Annotated in this window: 33 protein-coding genes; 1 reads left to right on the top strand and 32 read right to left on the bottom strand. The window is 51.6% G+C overall.

The window, feature by feature from the left end; genetic code table 11:
• Positions 1-130: 130 nt before the first annotated feature.
• From rplQ to rpsJ, 32 genes are all read right to left on the bottom strand, one after another.
• Entirely contained in the window at positions 131-472 is a 342-nt protein-coding gene (gene rplQ / locus BLR50_RS04110; protein WP_092638861.1) for a 50S ribosomal protein L17, read from the bottom strand.
• 52 nt (positions 473-524) lie between these two features.
• Complete coding sequence (locus tag BLR50_RS04105; RefSeq protein WP_092638859.1) at positions 525-1,475, bottom strand: DNA-directed RNA polymerase subunit alpha; 951 nt, start codon at positions 1,473-1,475, stop codon at positions 525-527.
• A gap of 72 nt (positions 1,476-1,547) precedes the next feature.
• Positions 1,548-2,174, bottom strand: a complete 627-nt coding sequence (gene rpsD, locus BLR50_RS04100) for a 30S ribosomal protein S4 (protein WP_092638857.1) — start codon at positions 2,172-2,174, stop codon at positions 1,548-1,550.
• A 24-nt stretch (positions 2,175-2,198) separates the two neighbouring features.
• Positions 2,199-2,603, bottom strand: a complete 405-nt coding sequence (gene rpsK / locus BLR50_RS04095) for a 30S ribosomal protein S11 (RefSeq protein ID WP_092638855.1) — start codon at positions 2,601-2,603, stop codon at positions 2,199-2,201.
• Between the two features lie 19 nt (positions 2,604-2,622).
• Positions 2,623-2,991: a 30S ribosomal protein S13 gene (gene rpsM / locus BLR50_RS04090; RefSeq protein ID WP_092638853.1), complete on the bottom strand. Its 369-nt coding sequence runs from the start codon at positions 2,989-2,991 to the stop codon at positions 2,623-2,625.
• Positions 2,992-3,025: 34 nt separating this feature from the next.
• Positions 3,026-3,139 carry a 50S ribosomal protein L36 gene (gene rpmJ / locus BLR50_RS04085; protein ID WP_092638851.1) on the bottom strand — a complete coding sequence of 38 codons (114 nt, stop codon included), beginning with the start codon at positions 3,137-3,139 and terminating at the stop codon, positions 3,026-3,028.
• 88 nt (positions 3,140-3,227) lie between these two features.
• Entirely contained in the window at positions 3,228-3,446 is a 219-nt protein-coding gene (gene infA, locus BLR50_RS04080) for a translation initiation factor IF-1 (RefSeq protein ID WP_092638849.1), read from the bottom strand.
• Between the two features lie 12 nt (positions 3,447-3,458).
• Positions 3,459-3,722, bottom strand: coding sequence for a KOW domain-containing RNA-binding protein (locus BLR50_RS04075; RefSeq protein ID WP_092638847.1), 264 nt, complete (start codon positions 3,720-3,722; stop codon positions 3,459-3,461).
• Between the two features lie 15 nt (positions 3,723-3,737).
• A complete protein-coding gene (map, locus tag BLR50_RS04070) occupies positions 3,738-4,484 on the bottom strand; it encodes a type I methionyl aminopeptidase (RefSeq protein WP_092638845.1) in 747 nt (248 codons plus the stop codon).
• A 3-nt stretch (positions 4,485-4,487) separates the two neighbouring features.
• Positions 4,488-5,120 (bottom strand): adenylate kinase, encoded by a 633-nt coding sequence (locus tag BLR50_RS04065; protein ID WP_092638843.1) that lies wholly within the window; start codon positions 5,118-5,120, stop codon positions 4,488-4,490.
• A 39-nt stretch (positions 5,121-5,159) separates the two neighbouring features.
• Complete coding sequence (gene secY / locus BLR50_RS04060) at positions 5,160-6,455, bottom strand: preprotein translocase subunit SecY (protein ID WP_092638841.1); 1,296 nt, start codon at positions 6,453-6,455, stop codon at positions 5,160-5,162.
• A gap of 1 nt (position 6,456) precedes the next feature.
• Complete coding sequence (gene rplO, locus BLR50_RS04055; RefSeq protein ID WP_092638839.1) at positions 6,457-6,897, bottom strand: 50S ribosomal protein L15; 441 nt, start codon at positions 6,895-6,897, stop codon at positions 6,457-6,459.
• Between the two features lie 20 nt (positions 6,898-6,917).
• Positions 6,918-7,097 carry a 50S ribosomal protein L30 gene (gene rpmD, locus BLR50_RS04050; RefSeq protein WP_092638837.1) on the bottom strand — a complete coding sequence of 60 codons (180 nt, stop codon included), beginning with the start codon at positions 7,095-7,097 and terminating at the stop codon, positions 6,918-6,920.
• 16 nt (positions 7,098-7,113) lie between these two features.
• Positions 7,114-7,614, bottom strand: coding sequence for a 30S ribosomal protein S5 (rpsE, locus tag BLR50_RS04045; protein WP_092638835.1), 501 nt, complete (start codon positions 7,612-7,614; stop codon positions 7,114-7,116).
• Between the two features lie 18 nt (positions 7,615-7,632).
• Entirely contained in the window at positions 7,633-7,992 is a 360-nt protein-coding gene (gene rplR, locus BLR50_RS04040) for a 50S ribosomal protein L18 (RefSeq protein ID WP_092638833.1), read from the bottom strand.
• A 17-nt stretch (positions 7,993-8,009) separates the two neighbouring features.
• The gene (gene rplF / locus BLR50_RS04035) at positions 8,010-8,558 is read right to left on the bottom strand and encodes a 50S ribosomal protein L6 (protein WP_092638831.1); all 549 of its coding nucleotides are present in this window, start codon (positions 8,556-8,558) and stop codon (positions 8,010-8,012) included.
• A gap of 15 nt (positions 8,559-8,573) precedes the next feature.
• A complete protein-coding gene (gene rpsH, locus BLR50_RS04030; protein WP_092638829.1) occupies positions 8,574-8,972 on the bottom strand; it encodes a 30S ribosomal protein S8 in 399 nt (132 codons plus the stop codon).
• Positions 8,973-8,990: 18 nt separating this feature from the next.
• Positions 8,991-9,176 carry a type Z 30S ribosomal protein S14 gene (locus BLR50_RS04025; protein ID WP_092638827.1) on the bottom strand — a complete coding sequence of 62 codons (186 nt, stop codon included), beginning with the start codon at positions 9,174-9,176 and terminating at the stop codon, positions 8,991-8,993.
• Between the two features lie 15 nt (positions 9,177-9,191).
• Positions 9,192-9,731 carry a 50S ribosomal protein L5 gene (gene rplE / locus BLR50_RS04020; RefSeq protein ID WP_092638825.1) on the bottom strand — a complete coding sequence of 180 codons (540 nt, stop codon included), beginning with the start codon at positions 9,729-9,731 and terminating at the stop codon, positions 9,192-9,194.
• Between the two features lie 16 nt (positions 9,732-9,747).
• The gene (gene rplX, locus BLR50_RS04015; RefSeq protein ID WP_092638823.1) at positions 9,748-10,065 is read right to left on the bottom strand and encodes a 50S ribosomal protein L24; all 318 of its coding nucleotides are present in this window, start codon (positions 10,063-10,065) and stop codon (positions 9,748-9,750) included.
• 17 nt (positions 10,066-10,082) lie between these two features.
• The gene (gene rplN / locus BLR50_RS04010) at positions 10,083-10,451 is read right to left on the bottom strand and encodes a 50S ribosomal protein L14 (RefSeq protein ID WP_092638821.1); all 369 of its coding nucleotides are present in this window, start codon (positions 10,449-10,451) and stop codon (positions 10,083-10,085) included.
• 51 nt (positions 10,452-10,502) lie between these two features.
• Positions 10,503-10,760 carry a 30S ribosomal protein S17 gene (gene rpsQ, locus BLR50_RS04005; protein ID WP_092638819.1) on the bottom strand — a complete coding sequence of 86 codons (258 nt, stop codon included), beginning with the start codon at positions 10,758-10,760 and terminating at the stop codon, positions 10,503-10,505.
• 19 nt (positions 10,761-10,779) lie between these two features.
• Entirely contained in the window at positions 10,780-10,980 is a 201-nt protein-coding gene (gene rpmC / locus BLR50_RS04000) for a 50S ribosomal protein L29 (RefSeq protein ID WP_092638817.1), read from the bottom strand.
• Complete coding sequence (gene rplP, locus BLR50_RS03995; RefSeq protein WP_092638815.1) at positions 10,980-11,405, bottom strand: 50S ribosomal protein L16; 426 nt, start codon at positions 11,403-11,405, stop codon at positions 10,980-10,982. Before rplP ends, rpmC begins: the two co-directional genes overlap by 1 nt.
• A complete protein-coding gene (rpsC, locus tag BLR50_RS03990; protein WP_092638813.1) occupies positions 11,405-12,088 on the bottom strand; it encodes a 30S ribosomal protein S3 in 684 nt (227 codons plus the stop codon). The genes rplP and rpsC overlap by 1 nt, the downstream gene beginning before the upstream one ends.
• A gap of 20 nt (positions 12,089-12,108) precedes the next feature.
• Positions 12,109-12,444: a 50S ribosomal protein L22 gene (gene rplV / locus BLR50_RS03985; protein ID WP_092638811.1), complete on the bottom strand. Its 336-nt coding sequence runs from the start codon at positions 12,442-12,444 to the stop codon at positions 12,109-12,111.
• 22 nt (positions 12,445-12,466) lie between these two features.
• Positions 12,467-12,748 carry a 30S ribosomal protein S19 gene (gene rpsS / locus BLR50_RS03980; protein WP_092638809.1) on the bottom strand — a complete coding sequence of 94 codons (282 nt, stop codon included), beginning with the start codon at positions 12,746-12,748 and terminating at the stop codon, positions 12,467-12,469.
• Positions 12,749-12,774: 26 nt separating this feature from the next.
• A complete protein-coding gene (rplB, locus tag BLR50_RS03975; protein ID WP_092638807.1) occupies positions 12,775-13,608 on the bottom strand; it encodes a 50S ribosomal protein L2 in 834 nt (277 codons plus the stop codon).
• 260 nt (positions 13,609-13,868) lie between these two features.
• Entirely contained in the window at positions 13,869-14,165 is a 297-nt protein-coding gene (rplW, locus tag BLR50_RS03970; RefSeq protein ID WP_092638805.1) for a 50S ribosomal protein L23, read from the bottom strand.
• A complete protein-coding gene (gene rplD / locus BLR50_RS03965) occupies positions 14,165-14,788 on the bottom strand; it encodes a 50S ribosomal protein L4 (protein WP_092638803.1) in 624 nt (207 codons plus the stop codon). Before rplD ends, rplW begins: the two co-directional genes overlap by 1 nt.
• A 15-nt stretch (positions 14,789-14,803) precedes the next feature.
• Positions 14,804-15,439, bottom strand: a complete 636-nt coding sequence (gene rplC / locus BLR50_RS03960; protein WP_092638801.1) for a 50S ribosomal protein L3 — start codon at positions 15,437-15,439, stop codon at positions 14,804-14,806.
• Positions 15,440-15,533: 94 nt separating this feature from the next.
• Positions 15,534-15,845, bottom strand: a complete 312-nt coding sequence (gene rpsJ, locus BLR50_RS03955; RefSeq protein WP_092638799.1) for a 30S ribosomal protein S10 — start codon at positions 15,843-15,845, stop codon at positions 15,534-15,536.
• Between the two features lie 752 nt (positions 15,846-16,597).
• Between rpsJ and BLR50_RS03950 the strand changes: the two genes are divergently transcribed.
• Complete coding sequence (locus BLR50_RS03950) at positions 16,598-17,716, top strand: DUF4349 domain-containing protein (RefSeq protein ID WP_092638797.1); 1,119 nt, start codon at positions 16,598-16,600, stop codon at positions 17,714-17,716.
• Positions 17,717-17,721 lie beyond the last annotated feature (5 nt).

Here is a 17,721-nt window from a genome sequence, read left to right as displayed (position 1 = left end):
TGCAATCCGTAAAACGTTGCCTGCTATTTTTGCCTACATACACAAAACCCGCCGGAAAAGGGCGGGTTTTGTCAGTAATCTGGAAGCACCCCCATTCGGGAGTGCTTCCTTTTTGTATCTGAAGTTATAATCAGATCAGTTCGATAATCGCCATCTCGGCTGCGTCGCCGCGACGGGGGCCGGTTTTGATGATACGGGTATAGCCGCCGTTCTTATCAGCATACTTGGGGGCTATCTCGTCAAATACCTTCTTTGCTACCGATTCCTTGGTGATGAAGGCATAAACCTGACGCTTGGAGTGGAGGGTTGAGGTTTTGCCGATAGTGATTAACTTCTCGGCTACCGCCCTAACCTCCTTCGCCCTTGTTACAGTGGTCTCTATCTTGCCGTTTTCCAAAAGGTAGGTGACCATTGCTCTTAACATGGCTCTTCTCTGGTCAGTAGTCCTGCCGAGTTTTCTGGTACCGGGCATCGAATTCACTCCTTTACCTGGTTAATGAATGTTTGTTGTGCCTTGGTGCGGGCTACTCGTCCTCGCGGTTGAGATTAAACCCGAGCGCCTGAAGCTTTTGCACAACCTCTTCAAGCGACTTTTTACCAAGGTTGCGGACCTTCATCATATCTTCCTCGCTCTTGTTGATGAGATCCTGCACCGTGTTTATGCCTGCCCGCTTCAAGCAGTTGAAGGAACGAACAGACAGGTCAAGTTCCTCAATGGTCATCTCAAGAACCTTTTCAATGCCGTTATCGCTCTTTTCAACCATAATCTCGGTATGATAAGCCTCATCCGAGAGGTCAGCGAACAGATTGAGATGGTCGTTGAGGACCTTGGCTGCGAGAGATACGGCTTCCTTTGCCGAAATGGTTCCGTCTGTCCATACCTCAAGCGTTAACTTGTCATAGTCGGTAATCTGGCCTACACGGGTATTCTCCACGTTGTAGTTTACCTTTAACACGGGTGTGTAGATGCTATCCACCGGAATCACACCGATTGTGGATTGCAGGTTCTGCTTGTTTCTTTCCGCCGGAACATACCCGCGCCCCTTGTCGAGGGTGATTTCCATATACAGCTTCGCACCCGCGGCGAGTGTCGCAATGTGCATCGCAGGGTCAAGGATTTCAACCTCGGAGTTTGCTTTAATGCTGCCGGCAGTTACTTCACATTCGCCTTCTGCGTCGATATAAACCGTAGTGGGTGCGTCGCCGTAAAGCTTCGCGGTAAGCCCCTTGATATTCAGGATAATCTCGGTTACATCTTCCTTGACGCCGGGAATGGTGGAGAACTCGTGTTGAATTCCGTCAATCTTAACCGAAGTGACGGCAACACCAGGAAGCGAGGAGAGCAGCACGCGCCTCAGACTGTTCCCAAGGGTTGTTCCAAAGCCGCGTTCCAACGGCTCAACAACGAACATACCGTAGGTTCCGTCCGATTGCAGGTCAACCGTGTCGATTTTTGGCTTTTCGATTTCTATCATCTAAAACCCTCCTATCAGGCAGACAATCGTCCGCCGGTTAATACGCTTTCCCTTGCCGATTTTATCTTTGTGTTATTTAGAGTAGAGCTCGACAATAAGATGCTCTGCAACATCCAGGTCGATATCCTCGCGGTTGGGCATTGTAACATACTTTGCCTTGAGCGTATCGCGGTTTAAATCAAGCCACTGGGGAACAGGTCTTGCACCGTTCTTCTCAATAATGGTCTTGAACTTATCGCTCTGCTTGCTCTTTTCGGCAACGGCAATCTCATCGCCAACCTTTAAAAGATAAGACGGAATATTCACCCTGTCGCCGTTTACGGTGTAGTGGCCGTGCAGCACAAGCTGTCTGGCCTCTGCGCGGGAGCTTGCGAGCCCAAGTCTGTAAACAACGTTATCCAGGCGGCTCTCAAGAATCCTTAACAGGTTTTCACCGGTCATTCCCTGACGGCGCTCGGCCATTTCAAAGTACTTTCTAAACTGGCTCTCCAATACGCCATAGTAGCGTCTGGCAGTCTGCTTTGCACGCAGCTGAATGCCGTATTCCGAGCTCTTCTTGCGAGCCTGGCCATGCTGGCCGGGAACGTAGGAGCGGCGGGTTACAGCGCACTTGTCGGTATAGCACCTCTCGCCCTTTAAGAACAGCTTCTGGCCTTCACGGCGGCACATTCTGCATACTGCGTCGGTATATCTTGCCATTTGGTTACACCTCCTGATTAAGCTTTATACACGTCTGCGCTTTGGCGGGCGGCAGCCGTTGTGCGGAATGGGGGTAACATCCTTAATCATGCTAACCTCAAGACCCGCGGATTGCAGCGCGCGGATAGCAGCCTCACGGCCGGCACCAGGGCCCTTCACAAAAACCTCTACGGTTTTCAGGCCATGCTCCATCGCGGCACGGGCAGCGGTTTCTGCAGCAGACTGAGCAGCAAACGGAGTAGACTTTCTGGAACCTCTGAAGCCTAAGCCGCCGGAGCTTGCCCACGAGATGGCATTGCCCTGTACATCGGTGATGGTAACAATGGTGTTGTTGAAGGTGGACTGGATATGAACGGCGCCGCGCTCGATATTCTTGCGCTCACGGCGTCTGCGGGGCGCCGCTTTTTTAGCAACTGCTTGTTTAGCCATCGAATCAAATCCTCCCTAGTTACTTCTTCTTGTTGGCTATGGTCTTTGCAGGACCCTTACGAGTACGTGCGTTGGTCTTGGTGCGCTGGCCTCTTACAGGCAGGCCCTTGCGGTGACGCACGCCGCGATAGCAGCCAATTTCGATTAATCTCTTGATGTTGAGCGCAACGCTGCGACGCAGGTCGCCTTCAACCTCAAGATTCTTGTCAATATAGTCACGCAGCTTAGAAATATCGTCTTCGGTTAAATCCTTAACTCTTACATCAGGATTGACACCCGTAGCGGCGATAATCTCCTTAGCTTTCGACGGCCCAATACCATAAATGTAGGTAAGGGCAACCTCGACCCGCTTTTCTCTGGGCAGGTCAACACCGGATAAACGCGCCATTTACTGTTGCACCTCCATTATATTGGTTTTAATGTTAGCCCTGACGCTGCTTGTGCTTGGGGTTAACACATATTACCATAATGCGTCCCTTGCGCTTGATGATCTTACATTTCTCGCAAATGGGCTTAACGGAAGGTCTTACTTTCATGTGAAATACCTCCTTGCATGCACACCGCGCCCCATTTAAGCACGATGCGCGCATTGTTTAATTCTACTGAACCACTCTGACGAGCGGCTCATTTGGAGCGCCATGTAATGCGTCCTCTCGAAAGGTCATACGGCGACATTTCGACCGTAACCTTGTCGCCCGGAAGGATGCGTATGAAGTTCATGCGCAGCTTTCCCGAGATATGGGCCAGTATTTTGTGCCCGTTTTGAAGCTCAACCTGAAACATTGCGTTCGGGAGCGCCTCAAGTACCGTGCCCTCAACCTCAATTACGTCGTCTTTTGACAAGCAAATACCTCCTTACTCGATGTTCTCCTCACGCCTGCCGTTGTTATAGGCGGCAAGCACCTGTCTGAGCTGTCTGTTGGTCGTAATCGCTTCGGCATCCACCCGCGCGGTTGTCGCGGCAAGGTGCTTTACCTTCTTGCTTTTTGGCTTTTCTAAGGGGCGAACCTTACCGTCGGCAATCCTTGCGTTTATACCGTCGGCGCTTATCACCACATAAAAGCGGTTCTGGTCGTGCCCCGCAACAGACTTAACAATCATTCCTTTTTCGATCAGCACTCCGCATCCTCCTTGTCAGGGCAGGGTTAGGATGACAGGGCCATCATCCGTAATGGCGATGGCGTGTTCAAAGTGCGCCGACAGCCCTCCGCTGGCGGTAACCACCGTCCAGCCGTCGGAAAGAACCTTAATGCCCGCTCCCTTTTCGTTAATCATAGGCTCTATGCATATGGTCATGCCGGGGAGCAATCGGGTTCCTCTGCCTGCGACGCCGTAGTTCGGAACATCGGGTGCCTCGTGCATGTGTGATCCTATTCCATGGCCCACATACTCGCGCACCACACCGTATCCGTGCTTTTCGCAATACTGCTGAACAGTACTGCCGATATCGCCTATTCTGGCGCCCGGCTTGGCAGCTTTAATCGCCTCATACAGGCTTTGCTTGGTTACATCAAGCAGTTTTTGTGCCGATTCGCTTATCTTTCCTACCGGAAAGGTCGCCGCGTTGTCTCCATGAAAGCCGCCAATTGTGGCCCCGACATCAATGCTTACGATGTCGCCCTCTTTCATGACACGGTCCGACGGGATACCGTGAATGACCTCGTTGTTCACCGAGATGCAGGCGCTGGCCGGGAATCCGTTATACCCCAGAAAACTGGGAACCGCACCGCTCGCAACAATAAACCGGTGGATAATCCTATCCAGCTCCTTCGTTGTCATGCCGGCGGCAATGCTCTCGCCGCCCAGCTTAAGGGCCTGTGCAGAGATTCTTCCCGCAACCCGCATCGCTTCAAGGTCCGCTTTGCTTTTTAAAACAACCATGATTCAGTTCCCCAGCGCTTTTAGAACAAGAGCGGTGGTATCGGCCACTTCCTCCTGTCCCTCCACTACACAAAGCTTATTCTGCTTTGCATAGTAGTCCTTGAGCGGTTCGGTCTGCTCATGGTAAACGCGCAGGCGCTCGCGCACGGTTTCGGGCTGGTCGTCCTTGCGGATTACCAGCTTCCCCTCGCACTTGTCGCAGATTCCTTCCTTCGCCGAGGGCTTAAAGTCCAGGTGATAGGAGGAACCGCACTGCTCACATACGCGTCTGCCGGAAAGGCGCTTTTCAATCTTTTCGTCGGCTACCTCGATGTCTACCACCTTGTCAATCCTAACTCCCATGCGGTCAAGCGCTTCGGCCTGAGGCACGGTGCGGGGAACGCCGTCGAGGATAAAACCGTTATTACAGTCACTCTGTGCAAGGCGCTCCTTGATGATGGCAATCACGATGTCATCCGGCACAAGTGCGCCGGAATCAATAAACGATTTCGCCTTCATCCCCAGTTCTGTCTGGTTTTTAATCGCCTCGCGCATAATGTTGCCTGTGCTGATGGTAGGGATATTCAGCTTCTCACAGATAATCTCCGCCTGTGTGCCTTTGCCGGCACCCGGTGCGCCAAGAAGTATCAGGTTCATCGTGTAACCATTCCTTTCTTATCTGTTATCTGCAAACGCTTACTCAAGGAACCCCTTGTAATGACGCATCATCATCTGCGACTCCAGCGTCTTCACCGTCTCAAGCGCAACACCTACCACGATGATGAGGGAGGTACCGGTAAGGGAAACGCTCATGTTGGTAATACCGCCGATGGCAATCGGCAGCGTCGCTACAACACCAAGGAAGAGTGCGCCGATAAAGGTGATACGCGAAACAACGCGCCCGATGAAATCGGAGGTGGGCTTTCCGGGGCGAATGCCGGGGATGCCGCCGTTGTTTTTACGTAGATTATTGGCGATCTCGATGGGGTTATACTGTACCGCCACATAAAAGTAGTTAAAGGCGATAATCAGCAGGAAGTAGAAGATGCCGTAAACCAGCGACCGGGTGCTGAAGGCGTTAAAGAACTGGTCCCAGAACGAACCGGGCGCGGGTGATACAAACATGCGAATGGTAGCGGGAAGCGCTAAGAATGAGCTTGCGAAGATGATGGGGAGCACGCCCGACATATTTACCTTAATCGGAATATGGGTGTTCTGCCCGCCGTACATCTTGCGGCCAACCACGCGCTTTGCGTACTGCACGGAAATGCGGCGCTCAGCGTTGTTCATGAAGATGATCATTACAATGGTCGCCACCATAACAACAATCATAAGCGGCACATAGAAGAAATACTGTGTCTGGCCCTCCTGCGCAAACTGCAGGTATTTAATAAACTTGCTAACCTCGGTAGGCAGCCTTGCCGTAATATTCGCGAAAATCAGGAAGGAAATACCGTTGCCGATACCCTTGTCGGTGATTTGATCGCCCAGCCACATGGCCAGCATTGCGCCCGCTGTAAAGATTACAACCAGCGTAACCGCTGTAAGTACACCGGAAACTCCGGTGGAATAAAGCAAAGCACCCTTCTGATTCTTCAGAACGAGGTAGTAGCCAAAGCCCTGCAGAATCGCCAGGCCGATGGTGGAATAACGCGTAATCGCGTTAAGCTTCTTACGGCCGTCTTCGCCCTCTTTGGCAAGCCTTTCAAGGGCGGGAATAGCGATAGTCAGCAGCTGTATGATAATCTGTGCGTTAATATAGGGGATAACGCCCAGTGCCAAAACGGTTGCGTCCTCAAAGGCACCGCCGCTTACGGCGTTCAGAAATCCGAACACCGTATCCTCACCCATCATGTTCTGAAGAACAGAGGGATCGATAAACGGTACCGGAATCGCGCAGCCCAAACGATAAATTACTAAGATGAAGAGTGTGAATAGGATCTTTTTTCTTAAATCGACGATTTTCCACGCATTCTTTAAGGTTTCAAACATCCTAAATCACCTCGGCCTTTCCGCCTGCCTTCTCAATCTTTTCTTTTGCAGACGCAGAGAAAGCGGCAGCCTTAACGGTAAGCTTCTTGGTTACTTCACCGTTGCCAAGGATTTTAACACCGTCCAGAGACTTCTTTAAAAGACCTGCTTCTTTTAATGCCGCTGCGTCTACAACCGCGCCGTTTTCAAACTTATCAAGATCGGAAACATTGATGGTTGCATACGTTGTGGCAAAGATATTCACAAAACCTCTCTTGGGCAGACGCCTTGCAAGGGGCATCTGGCCGCCTTCAAAGCCCGGCCTTACGCCGCCGCCCGAACGCGCATTCTGGCCCTTATGGCCTTTACCCGCGGTTTTGCCGTTACCCGAACCGGCGCCTCTGCCCTTACGAAAGGCTTCTTTCGTAGAGCCGGGAGCCGGTGAAAGCTCGTGTAGTTTCATTGTGCTCGCACCTCCTTGCTTTACGCTTCGGTTACCTCGACGAGGTGGGATATTTTTGTGATCTTACCCTTGGTAGGCTCATTATCGGGCTGCTCGGTAACATCTCCGATTTTACGAAGACCGAGCGAATGAGCTGTGGCAATCTGATCGTCTTTTCTGCCAACAAGGCTTTTCACAAGCGTTATCTTAAGACTTGCCATAAAACTCTTTCCTCCCTTAGCCTATAATTTCTTTTGCGGATTTGCCGCGTACAGCAGCAATCTCGTCTGCATTGCGCAGCGAAGCCAGACCATTGATGGTAGCGCTTACTACGTTGCAGGGGTTGTTTGAACGGAGCGACTTGGTTCTGATATCCTTAATGCCTACGGTCTCAACCACAGCACGCACGGGGCCGCCGGCAATAACACCGGTACCGGGTGCAGCGGGCTTCATCAGAACACGGCCTGCGCCGAACTCACCAATAACCTCATGCGGTATGCTGGTGCCCTTTAAAGAAACCTTGATGAGGTTTTTCTTTGCGTCCTCAATTCCCTTGCGGATTGCATCGGGTACCTCGGAGGCCTTGCCAAGCCCGAAGCCTATGGTGCCGTTGCCGTCACCTACAACTACCAGGGCTGCAAACTTGAAGATACGACCGCCCTTTACCGTCTTGGATACACGGTTAATGGCAACGACCTTTTCCTTAAGGTCAAGCGTTGAAGCGTCTATTCTAGCCAAAAGTATACCTCCTATCCTTTAGAACTTGAGGCCGCCTTCGCGGGCTCCTTCAGCCAGCTCTTTCACGCGGCCGTGATAAATGTATCCGCTTCTGTCGAATACAACATTTTCAATGCCCTTGCCGGTTGCTTTTTTCGCAAGCAGCTCGCCGATTTTCTTCGCTGCGTCCTTGTTGCTGCCGTTACCCTCAAACTCCTTGTCGAGTGTAGAGGCGGAAACTAAGGTAGCGCCGTTAATGTCATCGATCAGCTGGGCATAGATGTGCTTAGAAGAGCGGAATACAGTCAGGCGTGGGCGCTGTGCCGTGCCGCTGATTTTGGCACGAACTCTGCGGTGCCTTTTAAGCCTTGCAAGATTGGAATCCTGCTTCGTTACCATGCTTACTCATTCCTTTCTTACTTCTTGCCGCCCTTGCCGGCCTTGCCTTCCTTGCGGATGATTACTTCGTTTACGTACTTAATGCCCTTGCCCTTGTAAGGCTCCGGCGGACGCTTCTCACGAATCTCGGCTGCAAACTGGCCTACAGCCTGCTTGTCGGCGCCGTTTACAATCACCTTATTGGGGGCGGGAACATCAATGGTAATGCCGTTTTCCTCGGCAACAATCACCTGATGGGAATAACCGAGGGTGAGCACAAGGTTCTTGCCCTGCTTTGCGGCACGGTAACCTACACCGTTAATCTCAAGCTCCTTAGAGAAGCCCTCGTGGGTGCCCTTTACCATGTTGGCAACCAGTGTTCTGGTTAAGCCGTGTAAAGACTTATGCTCCTTGCTGTCGCTTGCGCGTGTTACGTGAATCTTGCCGTCCTTCACCTCAAAAGAGATAGCGGGATTGAAGGTGTTTTCGAGTGTTCCCTTCGGGCCCTTCACGGTAACCGTGCTGCCTGCAACCTTTACGTCTACCCCCTGGGGGATGACGATTTCTTTTCTACCTATACGAGACATTCGCGGTACACCTCCTTACCAAATATACGCAAGGACTTCTCCGCCTACCTTTTCGGCGCGTGCCTTTTTATCGGTCATTACGCCTCTGGATGTAGACATAATCGCAATGCCAAGGCCCTTTAAAACCTTAGGCATGTCCTCGCAGCTGGTGTATATGCGCAGGCCGGGCTTAGAAACCCTGCGAAGCCCTTTAATAACCTGAGACTTGTTTTCACCGTACTTTAATACAATACGGATGATGCCTTGCTTACCGTCATCGGTAACATTATAGCTCTTGATGTATCCCTCTTCCAGAAGAATCTGGGCAATCGACTTTTTCATGTTCGATGCGGGGATCTCCACCGTGTCATGCTTTGCCGTGCACGCGTTTCTGATGCGCGTTAGCATATCGGCGATAGGATCGGTGATTTGCATGCCTTCAACCTCCTTTGCTTACCAGCTAGCCTTTTTAACGCCCGGAATCTCGCCCTTGTGTGCAAGCTCCCTGAAGCAAATACGGCAAACACCGAACTTGCGAAGGTAAGCGTGCGGTCTGCCGCAGATCTTGCACCGGTTATATGCTCTGGTCGAGAACTTGGGTGCTCTCTGCTGCTTGACTTTCATTGACGTCTTAGCCATTGAAAATACCCCTCCTTACTTCGCAAACGGGGCGCCCATTAATGCTAACAGCTCACGGGCTTCCTCGTCGGTCTTTGCGGTAGTGACAAAACAGATGTCCATACCTCTAACCTTATCGATCTTATCGTACTCTATTTCAGGGAAAATGAGCTGCTCTTTGAGACCAACGGAGTAGTTGCCGCGGCCGTCAAACGAGTTTGCGCTGATACCTCTGAAGTCTCTAACGCGGGGAAGCGTCACATTGAAAAACCGGTCAACAAATTCGTACATTCTATCCGATCTTAAGGTCACCTTGGCGCCGATATTCATGCCCGCGCGGAGCTTGAAGTTGGCGACAGATTTCTTTGCCTTGCAAACGATAGCCTTCTGGCCGGTGATCTTGCCTAAATCCGATACGATTGCCTCGATCATTTTAGCGTTGTCACGGGCTTCGCCGCAGCCAACATTGATAACGACCTTTTCAAGCTTAGGGATCTGCATGACGCTTTTGTAGCCGAACTTCTTCATTAAAGCCGGTGCTACTTCTTTTTTGTAGTATTCGTTAAGCCTTGCCATGATTCTTCCTCCTTACTTAAAAAGTTTCGCCGCAGTTTTTGCAAAGACGGGCTTTTGTGCCGTCCTCAAAAATCTTGTGAGCAAGTCTGGTCTGTTTGCCGCACTTGGGGCAAACAAGCATTACCTTGCTGGCGTACAGCGGAGACTCCACCTTAACGATGCCGCCCGCCTGGCCCATCTGGCGAGGCTTTAAATGTTTCGTGGCGATGTTGCGCCCTTCAACAATTACTTTGCCTTCCTTGGGGCTTACTTCAAGCACTTTACCCTTCTGGCCGCGGTCTTTGCCTGAAATAATCATAACTGTGTCACCTTTTTTAACGTGAACCTGATTCATTCTCAGAGCACCTCCCATTACAGCACTTCGGGGGCAAGGCTTAATATCTTCAGGTATTCTCTCTCGCGAAGCTCACGAGCTACCGGCCCAAAGATACGAGTCCCCCTCGGGGTTTTATCTTCCTTAATAATAACGGCGGCGTTTTCATCAAAACGGATATAGCTTCCGTCGTTGCGTCTAACGCCTTTTGCCGAGCGAACGATTACCGCTTTCACTACATCGCCCTTTTTTACGATTCCGCCGGGGGCAGCCTTTTTAACGGAAGCCACCACAACATCACCGATATTGGCATATCTCCTGCGGGAGCCGCCCAACACACGGATGCACATAAGCTCCTTGGCACCGGTGTTGTCGGCCACCTTGAGATAGGTCTGCATCTGTATCACAGTGCGTTCCTCCTTCCAACTATGAAGTGATTCTTAAATATAGTCGGTCTCTTATTTGGCCTTCTCGATTATCTCGACAAGCCTCCATCTTTTATCCTTAGAGAGGGGGCGGGTCTCCATAATCTCCACCCTGTCGCCGATGCCGCAAGCATTCTGCTCGTCATGGGCCTTCAGCTTCACAGTGCGCTTGATAATCTTTTTGTAAAGGGGGTGTCTGACATTGTCCTCAATGGCAACGACGATGGTTTTGTCCATCTTGTTGCTTACAACCTTGCCAACCCTTGTTTTTCTGAGGTTTCTCTCGCTCACAGCTTAATCCTCCCTTCCATTACTGCACACCATTTTGGGCATTCTGCTTGATAATGGTTTTAATGCGGGCAATATCACGTTTTACTGCTTTAATGCGCTGCGGATTATCAAGCTGGTTGATGGCGTGCTGAAAGCGAAGGTTGAACAGCTCGGCCTTCAGGTCAATAAGCTTTGCGCCGAGTTCGTTTTCGGAAAGTTTGCGAATCTCAACAGCCTTCATTATTGCTCACCACCCATTCCTTCCTTGGTAACAAACTTGCATTTGATAGGCAGCTTGTGGCTGGCAAGACGCATTGCTTCCTTCGCAATATCCTCCGTCACTCCGCCGATTTCAAACATTACTCTGCCGGGCTTTACAACGGCAACCCAATACTCGGGGCTGCCCTTACCGGAACCCATTCGGGTTTCAGCCGGCTTCTCTGTTACCGGCTTGTGGGGGAATATCTTTATCCATACCTGGCCGCCACGCTTGATGTAACGGGTCATTGCAATACGGGCCGCCTCAATCTGGTTGGAAGTGATCCATGCCGGCTCTAAGGCCTGTAAGCCGTATTCGCCGTTGGAAACCGTATTGCCGCGCAGAGCTCTGCCGGTTAAACGGCCTCTGTGAACACGACGGTATTTTACACGTTTCGGTAGAAGCATTACTTGCTACCTCCTTCCCTCCGGGGCCTTTTCACATCATGAAGAACCTCGCCCCTGTAAATCCAAACCTTTACGCCGATGCGGCCGTAGGTGGTGTGTGCCTCGGCAAAGCCGTAGTCGATATCGGCACGAATGGTCTGCAGAGGGATAGTACCCTCGTGATAATGCTCGGTACGCGCGATTTCAGCACCGCCCAAACGGCCGGACACTGCGGTTTTAATACCCTTCGCGCCTCTCTTCATGGCATTGCCGATCGACTGCTTCAGCGCGCGGCGGAACGATACACGGCGCTCGAGCTGGGAAGCGATGTTCTCGGCTACCAGCTGTGCGTTCAAATCGGGTTGTTTAACCTCCACGATATTGAGCGCCACCGTATTCTTTTCCTTCTTGCCCTTGTTAATCAGGTTCTCGCAGTCAGCACGGAGCTTGTCAATGCCTGCCCCGCCCTTGCCGATAACCATGCCGGGCTTTGCGCAGTGGATGTTGATTCTCACTTTATTGGCGTTACGCTCGATCTCGATGCGCGGAACGCCGGCTAAAAACAGGTTCTGTTTTAAGAACTTGCGCAGCTTGTAATCCTCAACGAGGATATCGCCGAAAGCGTTGTCCTTAGCAAACCAGCGGGAATCCCAATCCTTAATTACACCGACCCTGAGGCCGTGTGGATGAACTTTCTGGCCCATAGTTTACCTCCTCTTTCAGCTTATTCCTTTTCCTTCACAGCGATTGTTACGTGTGATGTTCTCTTGAGTATGCGGAACGCTCTGCCCTGCGCCCGGGGACTGATCCTCTTTAAGGTAGGTCCGGGACAAACGAAGCATTCCGATACAATAAGGTTGTTTTTATCCATGCCGAAGTTGTTCTCCGCATTTGCAACAGCCGATTTTAACAGCTTCTCAAGGGGTTCGCAAACCGCCTTGGGGGTGTTGCGTAAAATAGCCATCGCCATATCCGTGGGCTGGTTACGAATCATATCCAGCACAATCTTAAACTTGCGGGGGGATACTCGGGCATATCTCAGATAAGCCTTTGCTTCCATTTGTAATCCTCCTTCCCCTCAATTACTTCTTGGCCGCTGTGGTTTTTGAACCCGCATGGCCCTTGAAGGTTCTTGTGGGGGCAAATTCACCAAGCTTGTGACCAACCATGTCTTCGGTAACATATACGGGCACGTGCTTTTTACCGTCGTGCACCGCTATTGTATGCCCTACGAATTCCGGGAAGATTGTGGAGGCCCGGCTCCAGGTTTTTAAAACCTTTTTCTCTCCGGCATCATTCATTGCAACTACGCGCTTTAAAAGCACCGGTTGAACAAAAGGCCCTTTTTTAATACTTCTACCCATTATTCATCTGCCTCCTTTCGCAGTACCTATTTGGCATTTCTGCGCTTCACGATAAACTTATCGGAGCTGTTGTGCTTCGCGCGGGTCTTGTAACCGAGCGCGGGCTTGCCCCACGGGGTAACAGGGCCGGGACGGCCGATAGGCGACTTGCCCTCACCACCGCCGTGCGGATGGTCGTTCGGGTTCATTACGGAACCGCGTACGGTCGGGCGCCAGCCCATGTGACGCTTGCGGCCTGCCTTGCCGTAGTTTACGTTCTCGTGGTCGATGTTGCCCACCTGGCCTATGGTTGCCATGCAATCCACAGGAACCTTGCGAAGCTCGCCCGAGGGCAGACGAATCATAGCGTAGTTGCCTTCCTTCGCCATCAGCTGAGCCATAATGCCGGCGGCACGCGCAAGCTGCCCGCCCTTGCCCGCATAGAGCTCAACGTTGTGAATAAAGGTACCTACCGGGATGTTTGCCAAAGGAAGTGCGTTGCCGGGGATAATGTCGGCGTTCGGGCCGCTCATAACGGTGTCGCCAACCTTTAAGCCGTTGGGTGCGAGGATGTAGCGCTTCTCGCCGTCTTCATACTGCAGCAGTGCAATATGAGCGGAACGGTTGGGATCGTACTCCAGCGTGAGCACCTGAGCGGGCATGCCGATCTTGTCACGCTTGAAATCGATAATACGGTACTTCCTGCGCGAACCGCCGCCGCGATGACGAACGGTAATGCGGCCATAGCTGTTTCTGCCGGAATTCTTTTTTAGGGTGGTAACAAGGCTCTTCTCCGGCTCCACCTTCGACAATACCGAGTAATCGATGACAGTCATCTTACGTCTGCCGGCGGTTGTCGGTTTGTAGCTTTTTATAGCCATTTCGGTTTCACTCTCCTTGTGTTTGGCTTTGCGAGGCTCTTAGGCCCCATACTGTGCCTGCATTTCCAGACGTTTGCGTTTAAAGCTTGCGTCTATGCTTCGGAAAGCGGCAATCCATGAAAACGTAATTCTTAAAGAAGATTGTTCATCAGCTTAAAGAAGCAAGAAAATTGCGGTGCCGCAGCGAAGCTGTGGCAGGAGGTGTAGTACACCGACAGCAATTTTCCATAGACGATTGAAAGCCACGCTTTCAATCGTTTTTACATCATGCTCTCGAAGAACTCGATGCCCTTGCTCTTCTCGGTAAGGGTTACGATGGCTTTCTTCCAGCTGGGGGTATAGCCCGCGTGAGCGCCCATCCTCTTAAGCCTTCCGTTTACGTTCATGGTGTTTACTTTTGCAACCTGCACGCCGAAAAGCTGTTCAACGGCCTTTGCAATTTCAAACTTGTTTGCGGTTTTTAAAACCTCAAAGGTATACTTTTTATCGTTGATGCCTGCCATGCTCGACTCGGTGATTACCGGGCGGAGGATAATGTCGTGTGCGGTCTTTTCCATTAAGCGTACACCTCCTCAATCTTCGCAACGGCGTCCTTAGCAACAATGAACTTGTCGCAGTTCAGTACGTCGTAAACGTTGAGTGTGTTTACAAGAGCGGTTTTCACACCCGGGATATTCCTTGCGCTCTTTACAACCGTCATGTCGGTAGCCGGCATAACGATGAGGGCCTTCTTCTCGGCACCCAGCGCCTTAAGCATGCTTACCATGCTCTTGGTTTTAATCTCGGAAAGCGAAATCGCGTCTACCACAATCAGGTTCTGCTCAAGCACCTTGCTCGAGAATGCCGATTTGAGTGCCAGTCTCTTCACCTTTTTGTTCAGTGAATAGCTGTAGTCGCGCGGCTTGGGGCCAAGAGCGATGCCGCCGTGTCTCCACTGGGGAGCGCGGATGGAGCCCTGTCTTGCGTGGCCCGTGCCCTTCTGGCGCCAAGGCTTACGGCCGCCGCCGCGTACCTCGGTACGAGTGAGGGTTGACTGTGTGCCTTGGCGTTGGTTGGCAAGATAGTTTACAACCGCCGCGTGCATAACCGATTTGTTAGGCTCTATGCCGAAAATGGCGTCAGAAAGCTCCATTTCGCCTTTTTTCTTGCCGGCCATGTCATATACTGCAACCTTTGGCATTGTACTTCTCCTCCTTTACGCCTTTTTCACGCTGTCGGTGATGTACACAATGCCGTTCTTCGGCCCGGGTACCGCACCTTTAAGCGCAATGAGGTTGTTTTCTGCGTCTACCTTAACCACAATAAGGTTCTGAACGGTTACGTTCTCGGCACCCATGTGGCCGGGCAGCTTCTTGCCCTTCATTACTCTCGAAGGGTCACTGTTGGCACCGTTGGAGCCGGCATGTCTGTGAACAGGGCCGGTACCGTGGGTTTCCTTCAATCTATGATGCCCGTAACGTTTGATGGTACCCGCGTAGCCTTTACCTTTGCTGATACCGGAAACGTCTACCTTGTCACCTTGTTCGAATGTGTCAGCTTTGATCAGGTCGCCTACATTAAGAGCATCCGGATCATCAAACTTGAATTCCTTGAGATGTCTCTTGGGCGCGACATCTGCTTTGTCAAAGTGACCTTTGCTTGGCTTGTTTACCTTGGTTGCGGAAACATCGCCGAAGCCAACCTGAACAGCGGCATAGCCGTCGTTCTGAACGGTCTTCTTCTGAACCACAACACAGGGGCCCGCGGCTACGACGGTAACGGGAATTACATTGCCGTTTTCGTCGAAGATCTGGGTCATGCCAATCTTCTTGCCGATAATTGCTTTTACCATTTTTCCTACCTCCTACGGTTATTGGTTGAAGGCATTTCCTTCAACTTGACCTGCACGGAAAACATCGTTTTCTTAAACCAATTACAGCGAACTGTTACAGCTTAAGCTCGATATCCACGCCGGCAGGGAGCTCGAGATCCATAAGCACCTTCACGGTTTGGTTGGAAGGGCGCAGGATATCGATGAGTCTCTTGTGGGTTCTTTGTTCAAACTGCTCACGGCTGTCCTTATACTTGTGAACCGCGCGCAGGATGGTAACAATCTCCTTCTCGGTGGGCAGCGGGATGGGACCGGAAACCTGAGCACCTGTGCGCTTTGCGGTTTCAACAATCTTTTCCGCGGCCTGGTCTACGAGCTGATGATCGTAACCCTTGATTCTAACCCTGATTTTTTCCTTGACTGCCATTACCATCGCCTCCTATAGCTTTTGTTTCCCGTTGGGAGCGACGCCATGAAAAAACGGAACACCGAGCCGTGTGTATCGCGACTGGGCATTTAAAAATCCGGTAAACTTGACGCTCAAGTTTATCCGGACACGACCTGTTAAAGTCATAAAAACACCAGAAGCTATGAGAACGACCCATAGCAGCCCCGCAAGCGGGCAGTGTGTTCCATATTCGTGTCGCCCGGTTTAAAATCGGACATACTCAGCGAAAATTACCCGCACTGGGTGCGGCAACCTCTCGCTTCATCGCATATCTGTGCAGTCACGCTTAATTATAATACTATACGCGGGCCGCGATTGCAAGCCTTTTTTTCGCTGTTTCCCCGCCGCAGAACCTATTTTTGCAATTTCTACGTATTACACAGTTTCCAAAATATATCTCCCACACAATTGTGCAATACCTACAAATCTGCTTCGCTGTTTTTTCAATGCAGTCTATGCTATACTTATTAATATGGCACAGGCCAACCGTAATTATACAGGATACCGAGCAATACGGCAACCCAAGTTTTTACCACCGTTTTCTTGGGTACTTTTTTTCCGGCGTGCAGTAAACCACCCCTTTTTCGCCACTATCTAAACGGAAACACTGTACAGCGTCTTAAAAGGCTGTTTCGGAAAACAACCGATCCGTTACACAAACGCAAAAATTGAAGATACCGGCAAAGCTTAAACACACTACCGTTTAAAATCAGGAAGGAAAGTGATTTGTCATGAAGCATATCGGCAAGCTGTTAAACGTTCTATGCATTACCTTAGCAATCGCCATCTGCCTGCTCATGGCGGCCGGATGCGCCGCAAGAAGCAGTTCCGAAACCTCTGCCGCTTCAACCGCTGCGGTGGCCCCCTCCCACGATGGCAAGGAAATAAACGGCGCCGCTGATATGGCTGTACCCCAATCGCCCGAAGCAACCGCAACCGCTCAGGCTGCCGGAGCGGAAAAAGGCGGCATTGCGGCCCCCAAGGATGAAGCCTCCCTTGAAAAAGAGGCCCAGGCCACCGCGGGCAGCTCCTTAAACCGCAAGATTATCAAAACCGTCAACATGATAATAGAAACGCAGGAGTTTGATAAGCTCATCTCCTCGCTGCAGCAGAACACCCAGAAGTTCGGCGGCTTTGTAGAGTCCTCGTCGGTAAGCGGCCTTGGCATCAACCAGAAGCTTGACGAGCCCAACGCCCCCGGGCGCAACGGCTATATCACCGTAAGAATCCCCACCGATAAGCTGGGCGAGTTCACCGCACTGGTCGGCACCCTGGGCAACGTTACCCAGAAGGACGAAAACAGCCAGGACATCACCCTTACATACGCCGACACCGAGGCGCGCAAAAAGGCGCTGCAGGTGGAGTATGAACGCCTGATGGCCCTGCTGGAGAAGGCCGAAAGCCTAGATAGCGTGGTTGCGCTGGAATCCCGCCTCTCCGAGGTGCGCTACCAGCTCGATAACTACTCAAGCGAGCTTCGCCGCTACGACAGCCTTGTAGACTTTAGCACCGTTACCGTCAATATCAACGAGGTAAAGCGCTTCACCCCGCAACAGAGCGAGAAGCAGGGCATTGGCGAACGCATCACCATCGGCCTGCAGGAGACCTGGCTTGATATCCGCGACGGCGCAGGCGACTTCCTTGTATGGTTTGTGGTAGACCTTCCCTACATTCTAATCTTCGCGGCTTTCGTTGTGCTGGTTATCTTCCTCATCCGCCGCGGCATCAAAAAGAGCCGCGCCAAGCAGGCAGCAGCACCCCGCTACCCCCTTTACCCGCAGGCGCCGCAGGGCTTTGTACCGCCTGTGCAGAACACGACCAATCCCGAGCACAAGGACGAGAATAAATAATCTAT

Source organism: Acetanaerobacterium elongatum, assembly GCF_900103835.1.
GTDB lineage: Bacteria > Bacillota > Clostridia > Oscillospirales > Ruminococcaceae > Acetanaerobacterium > Acetanaerobacterium elongatum.
Note: the sequence above shows the minus strand (reverse complement) of the source record. Positions and strands in the feature narration are given on the sequence as shown.